This window comes from Actinomadura sp. NPDC048955 (assembly GCF_040649435.1).
GTDB lineage: Bacteria > Actinomycetota > Actinomycetes > Streptosporangiales > Streptosporangiaceae > Spirillospora > Spirillospora luteofluorescens.
In genome coordinates this window covers 19,954-35,667 of record NZ_JBEZJI010000080.1, presented here as the reverse complement: position 1 = coordinate 35,667, position 15,714 = coordinate 19,954, and the positions used below count along the sequence as shown (strand labels likewise).

The window sequence follows — 15,714 nt, the reverse complement described above, 5'->3', positions numbered from 1 at the left end:
CCGCCAGCTCCGTGTAGGGGCCGGGCGAAGCGGATGCGGGGGCGTCCGTGCCGAACGCGTCCCTTGGGGGCGCCGACCGCCCCCAAGAACACGTGCGATTGCTGCATCGCTCCGACTCGCCTTGCGGCTCGCTGCGCGATCAGGTTCTCGCAGGCTCGAACCTGGCTTCGCTCGCAATCGCGGTGGCCCGGCTTGTTGGTGGTTGCTGTGGTGGCTGGGGTCGTTGCGTCCCACGGTTGCGGTCATTGCGCCCGTTGCGCCCCACGGTTGCGGTCGTTGCGCCTTTGGTGCGCTTTTCGCTGTCAAAGGAAGGGGGGTCAGTCCTCGGTTCGGGAGAGGATGTCGCCGGGTTGGCAGGCCAGTTCTCGGCACAGGGCGCTCAGGGTTGTGAAGCGGATGGCCTTGGCGCGGCCGTTCTTCAGGATGGAGAGGTTGACGGGCGTCACCCCTACGCGTTCGGCCAGCTCCACCAGGGTGATGCCGCGCTCGGCGAGGATCGCGTCCAGGTGGACGGTGATCTGGTGGGGGTCCTCGGGCGGCATCAGACCAGGCCCTCGGTGTCGGCGCGCAGGCGGGTGCCGTGCCCGAACGCCCCGGCCAGGGCGGCGATCAGGATGGCCAGCAGGACGGTCGAGGCCCGCACCTCGAAGCCGATCTCGACCGCGTCCTCCAGCGGCGTGCCGCTGACCAACGCGTTCGTGGTGAGCATGTCGAGAGCGGGGGCCGCGATGCCGAGCAGCAGCACGGCCGTGGAGATCGCGAAGAGCCGCCGGACGTTCGCCGGGACGAACACGTCGCCGCCGCGGAACGTCGCGGCCATCCGCAGCAGGATCGACAGGATCACGATGATCAGCACGGCGCGGGCGACCTCGGGGGCGGCGAGCAGCACCCGGTCCCAGAGGCCGGGGTCGCCGACCGCCAGTTCGGCGTGGTGGGTGCCGCGCAGGGACGTCCCACCGGAGGCTAGGTCCGGCACCCGCGCGGTGGAGCGCAGGTCGACGTCGCGGGTGTCGATCGGCGGGAAGGGGCCCGTCACGCCGAGGATCGGGAAGAGGCCCTGGAAGAGCCCGACCAGCAGCAGACCCAGGCCGATGACCAGCTCCAGGAAATGGGTGTCGAAACGGGACCAGCGCGTCGCCCAGGTCATGTCGTCTCCTTCAGGGGGCATATCGTTTTTCGATAATAACGATAAACGATATGCCGCCGTCAAGTCCCGGCCTGGCCTGCGGGGTCTAGGGGAGCGCGCCGTCGAGGATCACGCGGAGCTGCTCGGCGCGGCCGCCGGTGATGGCGCCCTCCCGGGCGCGGGTGGCGATCTTGTGCCGCAGGGAGGCGACGTCCGCGCGGCCGCGCTGCCCGTGGTCGAGCATGCGCTCGATCACGTTGCCGAGGTCGAGGCCGACGTCGTCGCGGACGTCGCCGGCGGCCACTCCCTCGTCCACGGCATGCCGCAGCCTCACCAGGACCTCCTCCACGCTCGGTTCCGTGGGCGGCGCCGGCGGCGGGGGCGGTTCGGGGGCGGCCGATGCGGGCGGCGGCCGGGGCGTCGCCGGGCTGGACGGTTCGGGCGGGGCCGGCGCGGACGGGGACGCCGCCTGGAGCGGGAGAAGCCGGTCGGCGGAATCGTCCCGGCTGGAGAGGGTGTCGCCGATCCCGAGGACGAGCACCGTCGCCGCCGCGATCGTGGCGGCGACACCGGCCAGCGCGAGCCAGGGGAAGCGGGCGGCGGACGGCGTGCGGGGCAGGTCCTCGCGCCGCCATGCGGCGTCCCGTTCGCCCGTCATGTCTGGACGGTGGCGAGGACGCGGTTCAGTTCGTCGGCGAGCCCGGGGGACAGGCCGCGCTCCCGCCGCCGCGTGACGATCTTGTCGTGCAGTTCGGCGATCCGGCCGCCGACGTCGACGTTCCGGTCGGCGGTGAGGTCGTTCTCCAGGTTCGTGATGACGTTGTCGAGGTCGATCGCGACGTCGGAGCGGATCTCGCCGGCGGCGTAGCCGCGGCTCACGATGGGGCGCAGCCGCCCCAGCGCCTCGGTGACGCGGGGAGCGGTCGCCGACTGCGGCGGCCGGAACGTCGGCGCGGGGGCCGGCGGGGCGGCGCTCGTCCGCGCCGGGGCCGGGACGGCGACCGGGGAGCGCGGCGCCGACAGCAGGACCGCCGCGGCGGCCGTGACCGGGATCGCCACGACCAGGGCGAGCGCGGCGAGGCGGGCGTTCCCTCGGCGGGGCGGCGGAGGCAGGGTGCCGGTCCGGTGGTCGTCGGGCGGGGCGGTGCCCGGGGCGGCGAAGACGGCGTTCGGCGGCCCCTCGTCGCGGGCGAGGAGGGCGGCGACCTCGGCGGCGGACGGGGCGTCCCGACCCATGCAGCGGGCGGCGAGCGCGGACAGTTCTCCGGACGCGCCGGGGGCGAGGCAGGCGGCGATGATGACGCCGAGCGCCCGCACGTCGGCGGCCTCGGTGCCGTCGCTCGCGGACGCGCGGACGACGCCGCCGATTCCGGTGTCGACGACCTTCACGTCGAGGCCGGTGTCGCCGTGGACGAGCACGACCCTGTCCGGCTTGAGGTCGCCGTGCGTCACGCCCGCGGCGTGCGCGGCCTCCAGCGCCCCCGCGATCTGACCGCAGACGGAGGCCGCCTCGGGAACGGCGAGCGGCCCGCGCCGCAGCCGGTCGGTGAGGGTGTCGCCGACCAGGAACTCGGTCACGACGAAGGACGCGAGCCGGCCGGACGCGTCGCGGGTCTGGTCGCTGTCGAAGACCGTCTCCAGGGCGGCGTGGGAGAGCGCGGCGGCGCGGTTCACGCCCCGCCGGAAACCCCGCTGCGGCCCGGTGCCCGCGGGCGCCAGCACCTTGACCGCGACGGGACGGCCCAGCAGTTCGTCCCAGGCGCGCCAGACCTCCATCGTCCCGCCGTCGTCGAGACGTTCCACGAGGCGGTAGCGCTCCGTCAGCCGCAGTCCCGATTCCACTGGACGTCACCCTCGTCGCACTCCGGTGCCGGGCGCGGTCCCCGGCTCGTCAGGCAGTACGTGCCGCCGGCCCCGGCGGGTTCGACCGATCCGCGGTGAAGACCTTTTCGAACGGTCCCGGAAAAGGGACGGCAATTGGACCAGGAGTCAGTTGTCTTGATATTGAGAATCCCCGGTCCAAGTGACAGGATCTGTAGCTCATGATCCCCGATGCAGGGCAGGGGTGACCATGACCGTGGGCTCCATTGTCGTGCCCGTCGTACTGCTGGTCTTGGCGGCGGTTCCGGGCCTGCATTTCGATCTGGTGCGCGGCCGCCGGGAACGCGCCCGCCCGGGCGACACGCTGCCGCGGTTCTCCCGCGTCGTGGTCGCCGGCACGATGGTCACGACGGTGACGTCGATCCTGCTGGGCGTGCTGGGGCAGGCCGTGGTGCCGAGCCCGCACCGCCTCCTGGACGAGGGCGGCGCCGCGGTCCCGCCCCTCGCCGCCGCCTGGACGGCGTGCTGTTTCCTCGCGCTTTCCCTTACGCTCTCGTCGCTGGCCGCGGCCGTTCTCGCGCGATTGGAGAATCGTCCGGGGCCGTTTCCCGCCGAGGCCCGTCCGGCGGCCGGGTCGAGCGCCGATTACGGGGACCGCGACGTCGAACTCGAAATCACCCTGAACAGCGGCGAGACCTTTCGCGGACTCCTCGGAGAGGAATCGGCGGCGCGCGGGCGCGAGCTGCCCTTCATCACCCTGTGCGGCCCCATCTTCCAGCTCGACGGGCACGGCAAGCCGCTGCCGCTGGACGCGCTGCACTGGGACCGGATGGTCGTGCCGACGCGGTCGGTCACCAGCGTGCTGGTGCGGCCGGTGGAGGAGCAGCCGCCCCCGCCGGCGGCGCTGCGCGGCGTCCCGTCCCGGCACTCCGCGCCGCGCCTGCACCCGTCCGACCAGCTCAAGATCTTCGTCGAGCAGTGCTACGCGTGCCGGCTCGCGCCGGGCCCGCTGGCCAAGCTGCTCGCGCTGGAGCTGGTGGTGATCGCGCTGGCCGGAGCGGTGGCCGGCGCGATCACCTGAGCGTCACACCCGGCTCGGCGACCGCTCGGCCCGCCACGCGGCGAGCAGCTCGCGCAGGCTCTCCTCGTACCGGGCGATGTTCGCGGTCTTGACATCCTCGTAACCGCGGATCATGTCCGGCAGCTCGGCGATCCGGACGGCGGACTCGTGCCGGCCGTCCCCGGCGGCGCCCGCGTCCAGCCCGGCCACCAGCTCGTTCACCACCGCGACGTACCCGGTGACGAGGCGCCGCTCGGCGCGCCGCTGCGCGGTGGCGCCGAACGGGTCGAGCGGGGTGCCGCGCAGCCGCCGCATCGCGCGCAGCGCGCGGAACGCCGGGCGGGCCGTCCGGCCGAGCGCGATCTTGCGGTCCACGCCGACGGCGCGCAGCAGCGGCGGGTGCAGCATGTAGGCGACCCGGGAGCCGGGCCCGAACTGCTCCTCGACGCGGCGGGCGAGCTCCGGGTCGAGGTGCAGTCGGGCCACCTCGTACTCGTCCTTGTAGGCCATCAGCTTGTACAGGTTGCGCGCCACGGCCACCGCGAGGCGGTGCCCGGCGGCCCCCGCCGCGTCCTCGGCCCGGGCGACGCGCAGGACCGCGTCCAGGTACCGCCCGGCGAGCGCCAGGTTCTGGTAGGCGGCGAGGTCGGGCACGCGGATCCGCAGGACGCGGGCCAGCTCGCCGTCCACGCCGGACGCGTCGACGAGGTCCATCGCGGCCGACGCGGTCGCGTCCAGCGGGCGCGGCGCGACCTGGGCGGCGGGCGCCGCGGCCTCGTCCCGGCCTTCGGGTTCGAGCACGAGGCGGCGCCCGGCGCGGAACGCCTGGATGTTCGCCTCCACCTGCACGCCGTTCAGCGTGAGGGCCTCCTCGATCGCCTTCGCGGACAGCGGCAGCAGCCCCGCCTGGTAGGCGGCGCCCACCACCACGAAGTTGGCCGTCGTCGTGGCGCCGAACCAGCGCTCGGCGAGCGCGAGGGCGTCGAGCGCGACCAGCCGGTCCGCCCGGGTGCGCTCGGCGATCCGCTTGACGAGCGCCGCGCTCGGCGGCAGCGACGCCGAGGTGTCCACGATCATCCGCCCGGTCGGCACCTCGCTGGTCGACACGATCGCGGCGGTGCGGTCCGGCGCGCAGCGGCGCAGGTTGGCCTCCGTCGTCCCGGCCAGGGAGTCGAACACGAGGTAGGCGTCGGCGCCGCCGGCCCCGACCATGCCCGGCCGCTCCCGGTCGGCGGTTCCGATGCGCAGGTGCGACACGACCGCGCCGGCCTTCTGGCTGAGCCCGGTCTGGTCGAGCGCGCGGGCGTGGCGGCCGTCGATGAGCGCCGCCGTGGCGAGCACCTGGTTCACGGTCACGACGCCGGTGCCGCCGATGCCGACGAGCAGCACGTCCGCCGACTCGGGCCGCGCCTCGGGCTCCTCCAGCTCGCCGATCGGCGGCAGCGTCCGCGCGGCCTTGGGCGTACCGCCGGGAAGGACGGTGACGAACGAGGGGCAGTCGCCGTCCACGCACGAGTAGTCCTTGTTGCAGGACGTCTGGTTGATCTGCGTCTTGCGGCCGAACTCGGTCTCGACCGGTTCCAGGCTGAGGCAGTTCGACTTGGTGCCGCAGTCGCCGCACCCCTCGCAGACCGCCTCGTTGATCAGGACGCGGGTCTGCGGGTCGGGGACGAGGCCGCGCTTGCGCTTGCGCCGCGTCTCGGCCGCGCACGCCTGGTCGTACAGCAGGACGGTCACGCCCGGGATCTCGCGCAGCTCCCGCTGGACGGCGTCGAGGTCGTCGCGGTGCCGGACCCGGACGCCGGGCGCCCAGCCGGTCCCGCGCGGGTAGCGGGACGGGTCGTCCGCCACCACCACGATCTTCGCGACGCCCTCGGCGTGCAGCATCCGGGTGATCGCGGCCGGGTCGGAGCCGCCGTCGGCGTCCTGCCCGCCGGTCATCGCCACCGCGGCGTTGTAGAGGATCTTGAAGGTGATGCTGGTCCCGGCGGCGACGGCCTGCCGGACCGCGAGGCTGCCGGAGTGGAAGAACGTCCCGTCGCCGAGGTTCTGGAACATGTGCCCGGTGTCCGAGAACGGCGCCGCGCCCACCCACATCGCGCCCTCGCCGCCCATCTGCGTGGTGCCGATGCCGCGGTCGGTGAACACGGTCATCACGTGGCAGCCGATGCCGCTCGCCGCGACCGACCCGTCCGGGACGACCGTCGACCGGTTGTGGGGGCAGCCCGAGCAGAAGTACGGGGTGCGCGCAGGGGCGAGCAGGTTGATCTGCGGCGTGCGGGGCTTCAGCACCGCGTCGCGCAGGTCCACGTGCTCCTGCCCGACGCGGTCGGCGAGGAGCCGGGCGAGGGCCTTCACGAGCCGGTCGGCGTCCAGGCCCCCGTCCGGCGGGACCAGGCCGGCGCCGTCCGGGCCGTTCTTGCCGTACACGGCGGGACGCTCCGCCAGGTCGTACAGGACGTCCCGGATCTGCGTCTCGACGAACGGCCGCTTCTCCTCCACGACGACGATCTCGCGCAGGCCGCGGGCGAACTCGCGGATCCGGTCCGCGTCCAGCGGGTAGATCATGGCGAGGCGCAGCAGCCGGACGCCCCGGCGGGCGAGGGCCTCGTCGTCCAGCCCGAGCCGGTCGAGGGCCTCACGCAGCTCCACATAGGTGCGGCCCGCGGCGACCAGCCCGACGGCCGCGTCGCCGGTGGCGCCCTCGATCCGGTCGAGGCCGTTGGCCGCCGAGTAGGCCGTCGCGGCCTGAAGGCGGCCCTGGAGGACCTCGGTTTCGAGGGCCGTCGTGCCCTGGAGGTCGACGCCCGGCTTGCGCGTCGGCTTCCACGGCCGCCCGCGCCACGCGAACTCCGGGTACACCGGGCCGGGCACCGGCTCGACGTCCACGATCTCGTGCGAGTCGGCGACGTCCGTCACGAGCTTGAACCCGGTCCACGCCCCGCTGAACCGCGACATCTCGAAGCCGTGCCGCCCGAGGCGCAGCAGGTCGCCCACCGACGCGGGCACCAGCACCGGCATGAACGCCTCCGCGAGCGCGCCCTCCGTCGCCGACGGCAGCGTGGACGACTTCGCGGACGGGTCGTCGCCCACCACGGCGAGCACCCCGCCGCGCTCCGACGTGCCGAGCCAGTTCGCGTGCTTGAACGCGTCCAGCGACCGGTCCACCCCGGGCGCCTTGCCGTACCAGAGCCCGAACACGCCCTCGAACCGGGGACCCGGCAGGTGGTCGGCGAGCTGCGACCCGTACACGGCCGTCGCCGCCAGCTCCTCGTTCACGCCCGGCACGAACCGGATGTCGTGGGCGTCCAGCAGCTTCGCGTCCCGCACCAGCTGCTGGTCGAGGCCGCCGAGCGGGGACCCCCGGTACCCGGACACGAACCCGGCGGTCCGCCATCCCCGCCGGGCGTCCGCGCGCCGCTGCTCCAGCAGCAGCCGGACGAGGGCGTGCACCCCGCCGATCGCGATCCGGCCGCGCTCCAGTTCGAGCCGGTCGCGGAGGGGGGAGGAAGAAACGGTGGTGCTCATGCTTGCATTGAGCCGCCTAAGCTGAGCGGAGTGCAAGATGGCCGGACGATATTTGAGCGGATTGCTCAAGTCAGAATCGAGTTACCCGCCGGAGCTGAGCGTTGTGACCCGTACCACTCTCCTCGATCTGCAGATCCTGCGCCGCCTCGTCGAGCAGCCCCGCATCGGCGTCACGGAACTGGCCGCCAAGCTCGGCATCGCCCGCAACACCGCGCACGCCCGGGTGGAGCGCCTCGAACGCGAGGGGGTCATCGGCCACCGCGGCCGCGAGGTCGACCTCGGCGCCATCGGCTTCGAGCTGACGGCCTTCGTCACCCTGGAGGTGGCCCAGGGCCGGCTGCGCGAGGCCGCCGTGGCGCTCTCGGCGATCCCGCGCGTCCTGGAGGTCCTCGGGATCACCGGCCAGGGCGACCTCCTCGTCCGCGCCGTCGCCCCCAACGGCAAGCAGCTCCACGAGGTCATCGACTCGATCCTGGCCTGCCCCGGCGTCCGCCGCAGCACCACCTCGATCGTGCTGACCCACCAGGTCCCGTTCCGCGTCGGCCCCCTCCTGGAGGACGAGGAGAAGCGCGCCCGGGCCGCGTCCCGCAAGCCGGCCGACTGACGCCGCCGGCGACCCGGTACGAGGTCAGCGGATCGTGACGCGGACGCTTCCGTACGCGAGGCGTCCGCCGCCGTCCGCCTCGACCGCGACGATCAGCGCCGGGCCGGGCTTGAGCGCATCGTAGAACGGTGTGTCCCACCCGTCCGCGGCACGGATGGATCCCACGCCACCCTGGATCTCACCGTCCCGTCGCACGACCGCGTACGCGGGAGGGGACCCGGTCGCCGCACGCAGGCGCGGGCGCACGCCCACGGTGGCCCGCGCGGCGGGTTCCAGGATGCGGACGGTGGCGGCGGGCACGGGATCGACCCGCCCATCGGCGGAGCCGTCGGCGATGGAGTGCACGACGACGGCTCCGGCCGGCCGCAGGTTCCGCTTCTCGACGAGCAGGTAGAGGAACGTGCTGGGCGTGCCGCTCCCCTGCGTGTCCGTGTTGACGAGCCTCCACCCCGAGGGCCCATGGGAGTCCAGGGCAAGCCGGGCGAGCGCCCCGCGCAGCCCCTTCACCGAGCCGTACCGCCGCTGCGCCTCGGGCGTCAGCAACCGCCAGGCCGTCCCGGCGTCGCGGCGGGCCACGGCGGCCTGCCACTCGCGCGGCACCCCGCTGATCCCGCTGGTCACCGGCGGCGGCCTGCACCCGCACTCCCGAGGCCGAACGGGCGCATCGAAGGCGACCACGACCGCCACGACCGCTCCCGCCGCGGCCACCGCCCCTGCCAGGACCACCCCCAGGAGCCATCGCCGACCCAGCACCGCCCCCAGGAGCCGTCGCCGGCCCGGACCCGCCCGCCGAACGCCCGCCACCGCCGCCCCCTTGCCTCCGAAACGCCCGACTCGGACGCTCCCGCCCGCACCGAGGTTCCGCGAAGTCCCTGCCGGTTATCCGGGCGCTCCTACGGGACGCGGCGCGCGATCAGGAGCGCGACGTCGTCCTCGGGCGCCTCGCGGCCGATCATCGCCGACATCACCGCGGCGCCGACCGCCTCGGGCGGGCCGGCGTAGGCCGCCTCGCACAGCCGGGCGACGCCGCCGAGGATCGACTCGTCCCGCCGCTCGATCAGCCCGTCGGTGTAGAAGCAGAGCAGGGCGCCGGGCCGGAGGCCGAAGGTCATGGTCCGGCGGGGGAGGTTCTCGCCCAGGCCGATCAGGACGTCGAACTTCATGTCCACCGACTCCGCCGAACCGTCCGGAAGCGCGAGGACCGGGGGAGGGTGCCCGGCCGACGAGACCCGGACCCGGCCCACCACGGGGTCGACGACCGCGTACAGGACGGTCGCCGTCGCCTCGGGCTCGAAGTGCAGCATCTTCCGATTGAGTTTGCGCAGCACCTCGGCCGGGTCGTCGTTGTCCAGCGCGTAGGCGCGCAGGGCGCTGCGCATCCGGCCCATCACGACGGCCGCCGGGAGCCCGTGGCCCGCCACGTCCCCCATGACGATCCCGACCTCTCCCGAGGGCAGCGCGAACACGTCGTACCAGTCCCCGCCGACGACCGCCTTGCCGGGACGGTAACGGGCGGCCATTTCGAGTCCGGGGACCTCCGGGGGCGCGGCCGGGATGAGGCTGCGCTGCAGCTCCAGCGCGCCGGCGCGTTCGGCGCGGCTGAGCAGGGACTGCACCGCCAGCGCGGCGGTCGAGGCCGCGAGCTGGAGGAACTCGGTCTCCTCGCCGGTGAAGCGGCGGTGGGCCAGCGTCCCGACGTGCATGACGCCGACCAGCTTCCCGCCGCCGACGAGCGGGACGCCGAGCAGCGAGTGCAGGCCCCGCTCGACGAGCAGCGGGTTGAACACGCCGGCGCTGGACACGTCCGGGACGTAGACCGGCCGCCGCTCGGCGGCGACGCGCCCGGCGAACCCCTCGCCCACCGGGACGTGGGCGGCCTGGACGACCTCCTCCTCAAGGCCCTTCGCGGCCGTCGCCACGAGGAACCGCTCCTCCCGGTCCAGAAGCAGGACCACGGCGGTGTCGACCCCGAGGACTGCGCGGACGCGGTCGAGGAGGGTGCCGAGCAGTTCGTCCACGTCCATGTAGGCGAACGCCTCGTCGGTGATCGCCTGGATGTTCGCCAGCCTGCGGATCGCGCCCGCCGAAGCGCCCGCCGTGTTCTCCACGCTCACACCTTATGTACTACCTCACGGCGGCGGGCGGGGCTTGCGGCCGCAGGCACCTCCGGACGCCGGCGGCGATCTCCAGGTCCTCGCGCGCCGCCACCACGAGCGTCCGGACGGCCGAGCCGGCGGCGGTGACGTCGGTGTCGCCGTCCGCGGCCGCGTTGCGGTCCGGGTCGACGGAGGTCCCGAGGTGAGCGAGGTCCTCGGCCAGCCGCAGGCGCACCGCCGGGTCGTGCTCGCCGATCCCGCCGGTGAAGACGAGGGCGTCGAGCCCGCCCAGCGAGGCGGTCATCGCGGCGGCGCAGGCGCGGAGGCGGTGATGGTAGACGTCCAGGGCGGCGAGGGCGGCCCGGTCGTCCTCGGCGGCCCGCTCACGGACCTGGCGCATGTCGCCGGTGCCGGTGAGGCCGCGCAGCCCGGAGTCGCGTTCGAGCGCGTCGTTCACCTCCGCGGGCGCGATGCCGTGCTTCATCAGCCAGAGCGGGATGCCGGGGTCGATGCTGCCCGCCCGCGTCGCCATGACCAGCCCTTCGAGGGGCGTGAACCCCATGGTGGTGTCGACCGACCGGCCCCCGGCCACCGCGCACAGCGACGCCCCGGCGCCGAGGTGGCACACCACCATCCGCAGCGCGGCCGGGTCGGCGCCGATCATCTCGCCGGCGCGGCGCACGGCGTAGGAGAACGACAGGCCGTGGAAGCCGTAGCGGCGCAGCCCGAACCGCTCGGACCACTCCCGCGGGAGCGCGTAGGTCGCGGCGGCGTCCGGCAGCGTGGCGTGGAAGGCGGTGTCGAAGCACGCCACGGCCGGGACGTCCGGCAGGACGCTGGTGATCTCGGCCAGGGCGTGCAGTGAGGCGGGCTGGTGCAGCGGCGCGAGGTCGGCGAGCTCGCGGAGCCGCGCGGTGACCTTCTCGTCGACGCGCACCGGCTCGGTGAAGTCGGTGCCGCCGTGGACGAACCGGATGCCGACGGCGTCCGGCCGGGGCAGCCGGGCGACCAGCCCGGCCATCTCGTGGCCGCCGCCGGAGTCCTCGGCGAGGACCTCGTCTCCGGCGTCGAGCAGGCTCACCTTCAGGCTGCTCGACCCGGGGTTGACCGTCAGGACGCGCATCAGTAGGGCCACGTCCAGTCGCGGACCTCGGGGGCGTCCTCGCCGTGCTCGCGCGTGTAGGCGCGCAGGAAGAGGCGCTGGTCGGCCATCCGCTGCCGGAGGTGGGCGACGCGGGCGCCGAGGGACGGGACGCGGTCGATGACGTCCATGACGAGGTGGAACCGGTCGAGGTCGTTCAGCATGACCATGTCGAACGGCGTGGTCGTCGTCCCCTCCTCCTTGTAGCCGCGGACGTGCAGGTTGCCGTGCCCCGCGCGCCGGTAGGTGAGGCGGTGGATGAGGTACGGGTAGCCGTGGAAGGCGAAGATGATGGGCTTGTCGGTGGTGAACAGCGCGTCGAACTCGCGGTCCGACAGGCCGTGGGGATGCTCGCTGGACGGCTGGAGCCGCATCAGGTCGACCACGTTGACGACCCGGACGCGCAGTTCGGGGAACAGCTGCCGGAGCAGGTCGGCGGCCGCGAGCGTCTCCAGCGTCGGGATGTCGCCCGCGCAGGCCAGCACGACGTCGGGGTCCGCGCCGCCGTCGGTGGACGCCCACTCCCAGATGCCGATGCCGCGGGTGCAGTGCGCGATCGCGGCGTCCATCGGCAGCCAGTTCAGCGCGGGCTGCTTCCCGGCCACGACCACATTGACGTAGTCGCGGGAGCGCAGGCAGTGGTCGCCGACCGACAGCAGCGTGTTCGCGTCCGGCGGCAGGTACACGCGGACGATCTCCGGCTTCTTGTTCAGCACGACGTCGAGGAAGCCGGGGTCCTGGTGGGTGAAGCCGTTGTGGTCCTGCCGCCACACGTGCGACGACAGCAGGTAGTTCAGCGACGCGATCGGCCGCCGCCACGGCAGGCCGCGGGTGACCTTGAGCCACTTGGCGTGCTGGTTGAACATGGCGTCGACGATGTGCACGAACGCCTCGTAGCTGTTGAACAGCCCGTGCCGCCCGGTGAGCAGGTAGCCCTCCAGCCAGCCCTGGCACAGGTGCTCGCTCAGCACCTCCATCACCTGGCCGGACCGGGCCTGGTGCTCGTCGGTCGGCAGCAGCCCGCCCTGGAAGACGCGGTCGGTGGCCTGGAAGACGTCCCCGAGCCGGTTGGACGCCGTCTCGTCCGCGCCCATGATCCGGAAGTTGGACGGGTTGGCCCGCACGACGTCGCGCAGGAACGTGCCGAGCCTGCGGGTGGGCTCGGTCGTGACGGTGCCGGGCTTGCCGACCTCCACGGCGTAGTCGCGGAAGTCGGGCAGGGCCAGCGGCTTCAGCAGCAGCCCGCCGTTGGCGTGCGGGTTCGCGCTCATCCGCCGGTCGCCCGCGGGCGCGAGGGCCCGGAGCGCGGCCACCGGGCGGCCCGCCTCGTCGAACAGCTCCTCCGGGCGGTAGGAGCGCAGCCACTCCTCCAGCTGCGCGCGGTGCCCGGCGTCCTCGCACACCCCGGCGAGCGGCACCTGGTGGGAGCGCCAGGTGTTCTCGACCGGCAGCCCGTCCACCTCCTTCGGGCCCGTCCAGCCCTTGGGGGACCGCAGGACGATCATGGGCCAGCGGCGCCGCTCGGTCGCCCGTCCCTCGCGGGCGGCGCGCTGGATGTCGGCGATCTCGTCGAGGGCCTGGTCGAGGGCGGCGGCCATCTTGCGGTGCATGGAGGCGGGCTCGTCGCCGCTCACCAGGAACGGTCGGTAGCCGTACCCGTCCAGGAGCTGGACGAGCTCCTCCTCGGGGATGCGGGCCAGCACCGTCGGGTTCGCGATCTTGTAGCCGTTGAGGTGCAGGACGGGCAGGACGGCGCCGTCCCGCACGGGGTCGAGGAACTTGGTGGAGTGCCAGCTCGCCGCCAGGGGGCCCGTCTCGGCCTCGCCGTCCCCGACGACGCACGCGACCACGAGGCCGGGGTTGTCGAAGGCCGCCCCGAACGCGTGCGCGAGGGAGTAGCCGAGCTCGCCGCCCTCGTGGATGGAGCCGGGCGTCTCCGGCGCGACGTGGCTCGGGATGCCGCCGGGGAAGGAGAACTGCCGGAACAGCCGGCGCATGCCCGCCTCGTCCTGCGACACCTCCGGGTACACCTCGCTGTAGGTGCCTTCGAGCCAGGCGTTCGCGACCGCCGCGGGCCCGCCGTGCCCCGGGCCCATGACGTAGATCATGTCGAGGTCGCGCGCCCTGATCACGCGGTTGAGGTGGGCGTAGCAGAAGTTCAGTCCCGGCGTGGTGCCCCAGTGCCCGAGCAGCCGCGGCTTGAGGTCGCGCCGTTCGAGGGGCTCGCGGAGCAGCGGGTTGTCCAGAAGGTAGATCTGCCCCACGGACAGGTAGTTGGCGGCTCTCCAGTACGCGTTGATCTGCCGTACGTCGTCATCGCTCAGGGTGCCCGACTGGGTCATGCGGGTCCTCCGGGTTCTCTCGATCGCCCTGAGGACATCCCGTCCCCACGGACGGGGTTCTCAACCGTCGAGGAGAGCCCATCAGCCCCGTGCTCGCGGGCCTAGGGCCGAACGTCCCTGGGGACGGCCGCCGCGGGAACGAGGCCGCGGCGACAACGAGGCCACGGCGCCCGGCCGTGACCTCGTTCCCCCCACCTCGGTGTGACCGTCGCCGGTTACAGGGGCGGCATGCCGGGCGCGTCGGCGCGCGGCCTCCGCCCCGCCCCCCAGCGAACCGGCGGGAGCGTCACCTCTGGGTGCTGGAAGCCTGCCGCCTACCCGTGCGTAGGTTCACGGTTCCGGAAGCGGGTTCGACCAGCGGTGGGCAATCTGCGGTGAACGGTTGACTATGAGCGATCAATTGATGACAGAGTGCCACATTGTGCGCGACGACCGGGACGGCGGGCGGACGGAGAGGGGCCGCGAGGGTCTGAGATGCTACGCAGATCGGCACAGGTAGAGGGCAAGGAGACGCAATGGGCGGGTTCTTCACCGGACGGACGCTGACCGGCATCGGGCGCGATCTGCGCGCGGGGCGGGAGTCGGCGCGGGGCCTGGTCGCGCGGGTCCTGGATTCGGTCGACAAGGACCTGAACGCCTTCGTGACCCTGGACGCCGAGGGCGCCGAGGCCGCCGCCCGGTGGGCCGACGAGGAGCTGGCGTCCGGCGTCGACCGGGGCCCGCTGCACGGCGTCCCGGTCGCGGTGAAGGACATCATCGACGTCGCCGGGCTGCCCACCGGGATGGGGTCCGGCCACTTCGCGGGGCACGTCGCCGAGGCCGACGCGGCCTGCGTGACGATGCTGAGGGACGCGGGCGCCGTGATCGTCGGCAAGACGGGGACGCAGGAGTTCGCGTTCGGTGGCAGCGGCGACGTGTCGGTGAACGGGGCGGTCCGCAACCCCCACGACCGGGAGCGGATGTCCGGCGGGTCCAGCAGCGGCAGCGCCGTCGCGGTCGCCGCGGGCATGGTCCCGCTCGCCATCGGCACCGACACGGGCGGGTCGGTGCGCATCCCGTCCGCGTTCTGCGGGATCGCCGGGTTCAAGCCGGCGCACGGCACGATCCCGGCCGACGGCGTGTTCCCGCTGTCGCGCTCGCTCGACCACGTGGGCGTCCTCGCCGCCACCGCCGACGACTGCCGCGTCGCCTACCACGCGCTGACCGGGCCCGCGGAGGCCGTCCCCTCCCTCCTGGACGGCTCGTCCGGCGGCGGCCGGGCCGGGAGCGCCCCGTACGGGCGCGTCGCCTGGATCGAGCCGCCGGCGTGCGACCCCGAGGTGGAGCGGCGCGTCCGCGCCCTGTTCCCGGACGCGCCGTCCGAGCGGATCGACTTCGCCGGGCTCCGGCAGGTGTTCCTGGCGATCGAGTACAGCGAGGCGTACGACGTGCACGCCGAGCGGGTCGCCGAGGCGCCCGGCCGGTACCAGGCCGCGACGCTCGCCCGCCTGGAGGACGCGGGCCGGATGCCGGGCTGGCGGCTCGTGCGTGCGCTGCGCGAGCGGGACCGGTACGCCGAGGAGATCGCCGGGCTGCTGGACCGCTACGACCTGCTGGCCATGCCCACCATGCCGATCCCCGCGCCCCGGATCGGCGCGACCGAGGTCGGGCTCGGCCCGCTCACCGCGCTGCTGGTCAGCCTCACCTCGCCGTGGAACGTGCTGGGGCTGCCCGCCCTGTCCGTTCCCGCCGGAACCGTCCCGGCGGACGGCGGCGGCGAGCTGCCGGTCGGGGCGCAACTCGTCACCCGCCGCGGCGCGGAGAGCCTCCTGTTCACCGCCGCCGAGCACCTCGCCCCCTGACCCGGGCCGCGCCAGGCTGTGTTTCAAAGTCCCGGCCCACTTCGCTCGCCTGGCGGCTCGCTACGTGACCGAGCCTGGGCGAACGCGGCATCGCTTCGCGATCTGCCCGGCTCCGCTCGCCTCCGGCCTCGCTCCACCGGCCAGGTCACGCGTTC

The 15,714-nt window shown here is 73.9% G+C and carries 12 protein-coding genes; 3 read left to right on the top strand and 9 right to left on the bottom strand.

All coding sequences use genetic code 11. From position 1 onward, the window contains the following. Positions 1 to 317 precede the first annotated feature (317 nt). The 4 genes from AB0C84_RS41350 to AB0C84_RS41335 all read right to left on the bottom strand — a co-directional run bounded on the left by AB0C84_RS41350 (position 318) and on the right by AB0C84_RS41335 (position 2,968). Positions 318 to 542 carry a helix-turn-helix transcriptional regulator gene (locus AB0C84_RS41350; protein ID WP_361077119.1) on the bottom strand — a complete coding sequence of 75 codons (225 nt, stop codon included), beginning with the start codon at positions 540 to 542 and terminating at the stop codon, positions 318 to 320. Continuing rightward, positions 542 to 1,147 carry a DUF2975 domain-containing protein gene (locus AB0C84_RS41345; protein ID WP_361077116.1) on the bottom strand — a complete coding sequence of 202 codons (606 nt, stop codon included), beginning with the start codon at positions 1,145 to 1,147 and terminating at the stop codon, positions 542 to 544. The genes AB0C84_RS41350 and AB0C84_RS41345 overlap by 1 nt, the downstream gene beginning before the upstream one ends. A gap of 85 nt (positions 1,148 to 1,232) precedes the next feature. Then, entirely contained in the window at positions 1,233 to 1,784 is a 552-nt protein-coding gene (locus AB0C84_RS41340) for a hypothetical protein (RefSeq protein ID WP_361077114.1), read from the bottom strand. Next, the gene (locus AB0C84_RS41335; protein ID WP_361077111.1) at positions 1,781 to 2,968 is read right to left on the bottom strand and encodes a protein kinase; all 1,188 of its coding nucleotides are present in this window, start codon (positions 2,966 to 2,968) and stop codon (positions 1,781 to 1,783) included. The genes AB0C84_RS41340 and AB0C84_RS41335 overlap by 4 nt, the downstream gene beginning before the upstream one ends. A 229-nt stretch (positions 2,969 to 3,197) precedes the next feature. On the opposite strand from AB0C84_RS41335, the gene AB0C84_RS41330 reads away from it, so the two are divergent. Beyond that, complete coding sequence (locus AB0C84_RS41330) at positions 3,198 to 4,028, top strand: DUF6338 family protein (protein WP_361077108.1); 831 nt, start codon at positions 3,198 to 3,200, stop codon at positions 4,026 to 4,028. A gap of 3 nt (positions 4,029 to 4,031) precedes the next feature. Here the strand turns inward: AB0C84_RS41330 and AB0C84_RS41325 are convergent, their stop codons facing one another. Continuing rightward, positions 4,032 to 7,535 carry an indolepyruvate ferredoxin oxidoreductase family protein gene (locus AB0C84_RS41325; RefSeq protein ID WP_361077105.1) on the bottom strand — a complete coding sequence of 1,168 codons (3,504 nt, stop codon included), beginning with the start codon at positions 7,533 to 7,535 and terminating at the stop codon, positions 4,032 to 4,034. Positions 7,536 to 7,638: 103 nt separating this feature from the next. Here AB0C84_RS41325 and AB0C84_RS41320 point away from each other — a divergent pair, with 103 nt between their 5' ends. Continuing rightward, a complete protein-coding gene (locus AB0C84_RS41320; RefSeq protein ID WP_179844046.1) occupies positions 7,639 to 8,139 on the top strand; it encodes an Lrp/AsnC family transcriptional regulator in 501 nt (166 codons plus the stop codon). 24 nt (positions 8,140 to 8,163) lie between these two features. On the opposite strand, the gene AB0C84_RS41315 is transcribed toward AB0C84_RS41320, so the two are convergent. The 4 genes from AB0C84_RS41315 to AB0C84_RS41300 form a co-directional block, all read right to left on the bottom strand. Beyond that, positions 8,164 to 8,760 (bottom strand): hypothetical protein, encoded by a 597-nt coding sequence (locus tag AB0C84_RS41315; RefSeq protein WP_361077102.1) that lies wholly within the window; start codon positions 8,758 to 8,760, stop codon positions 8,164 to 8,166. A gap of 272 nt (positions 8,761 to 9,032) precedes the next feature. Further along, the gene (locus AB0C84_RS41310; RefSeq protein ID WP_361077100.1) at positions 9,033 to 10,247 is read right to left on the bottom strand and encodes a GAF domain-containing SpoIIE family protein phosphatase; all 1,215 of its coding nucleotides are present in this window, start codon (positions 10,245 to 10,247) and stop codon (positions 9,033 to 9,035) included. Between the two features lie 16 nt (positions 10,248 to 10,263). After that, a complete protein-coding gene (locus AB0C84_RS41305; RefSeq protein WP_361077122.1) occupies positions 10,264 to 11,358 on the bottom strand; it encodes an acetate/propionate family kinase in 1,095 nt (364 codons plus the stop codon). After that, positions 11,358 to 13,718, bottom strand: a complete 2,361-nt coding sequence (locus AB0C84_RS41300) for a phosphoketolase family protein (RefSeq protein ID WP_258941056.1) — start codon at positions 13,716 to 13,718, stop codon at positions 11,358 to 11,360. The genes AB0C84_RS41305 and AB0C84_RS41300 overlap by 1 nt, the downstream gene beginning before the upstream one ends. 515 nt (positions 13,719 to 14,233) lie before the next feature. Between AB0C84_RS41300 and AB0C84_RS41295 the strand changes: the two genes are divergently transcribed. After that, complete coding sequence (locus AB0C84_RS41295) at positions 14,234 to 15,559, top strand: amidase (RefSeq protein WP_361077097.1); 1,326 nt, start codon at positions 14,234 to 14,236, stop codon at positions 15,557 to 15,559. Positions 15,560 to 15,714 lie beyond the last annotated feature (155 nt).

Excerpts from the sequence above, each read along its gene's own strand:
- AB0C84_RS41330 (WP_361077108.1), top strand. The coding sequence starts at position 3,198 with ATGACCGTGGGCTCCATTGTCGTGCCCGTCGTACTGCTGGTCTTGGCG.
- AB0C84_RS41295 (WP_361077097.1), top strand. The coding sequence starts at position 14,234 with ATGGGCGGGTTCTTCACCGGACGGACGCTGACCGGCATCGGGCGCGAT.
- AB0C84_RS41305 (WP_361077122.1), bottom strand. The coding sequence starts at position 11,358 with ATGCGCGTCCTGACGGTCAACCCCGGGTCGAGCAGCCTGAAGGTGAGC.
- AB0C84_RS41300 (WP_258941056.1), bottom strand. The coding sequence starts at position 13,718 with ATGACCCAGTCGGGCACCCTGAGCGATGACGACGTACGGCAGATCAAC.
- AB0C84_RS41325 (WP_361077105.1), bottom strand. The coding sequence starts at position 7,535 with ATGAGCACCACCGTTTCTTCCTCCCCCCTCCGCGACCGGCTCGAACTG.
- AB0C84_RS41340 (WP_361077114.1), bottom strand. The coding sequence starts at position 1,784 with ATGACGGGCGAACGGGACGCCGCATGGCGGCGCGAGGACCTGCCCCGC.
- AB0C84_RS41345 (WP_361077116.1), bottom strand. The coding sequence starts at position 1,147 with ATGACCTGGGCGACGCGCTGGTCCCGTTTCGACACCCATTTCCTGGAG.
- AB0C84_RS41350 (WP_361077119.1), bottom strand. The coding sequence starts at position 542 with ATGCCGCCCGAGGACCCCCACCAGATCACCGTCCACCTGGACGCGATC.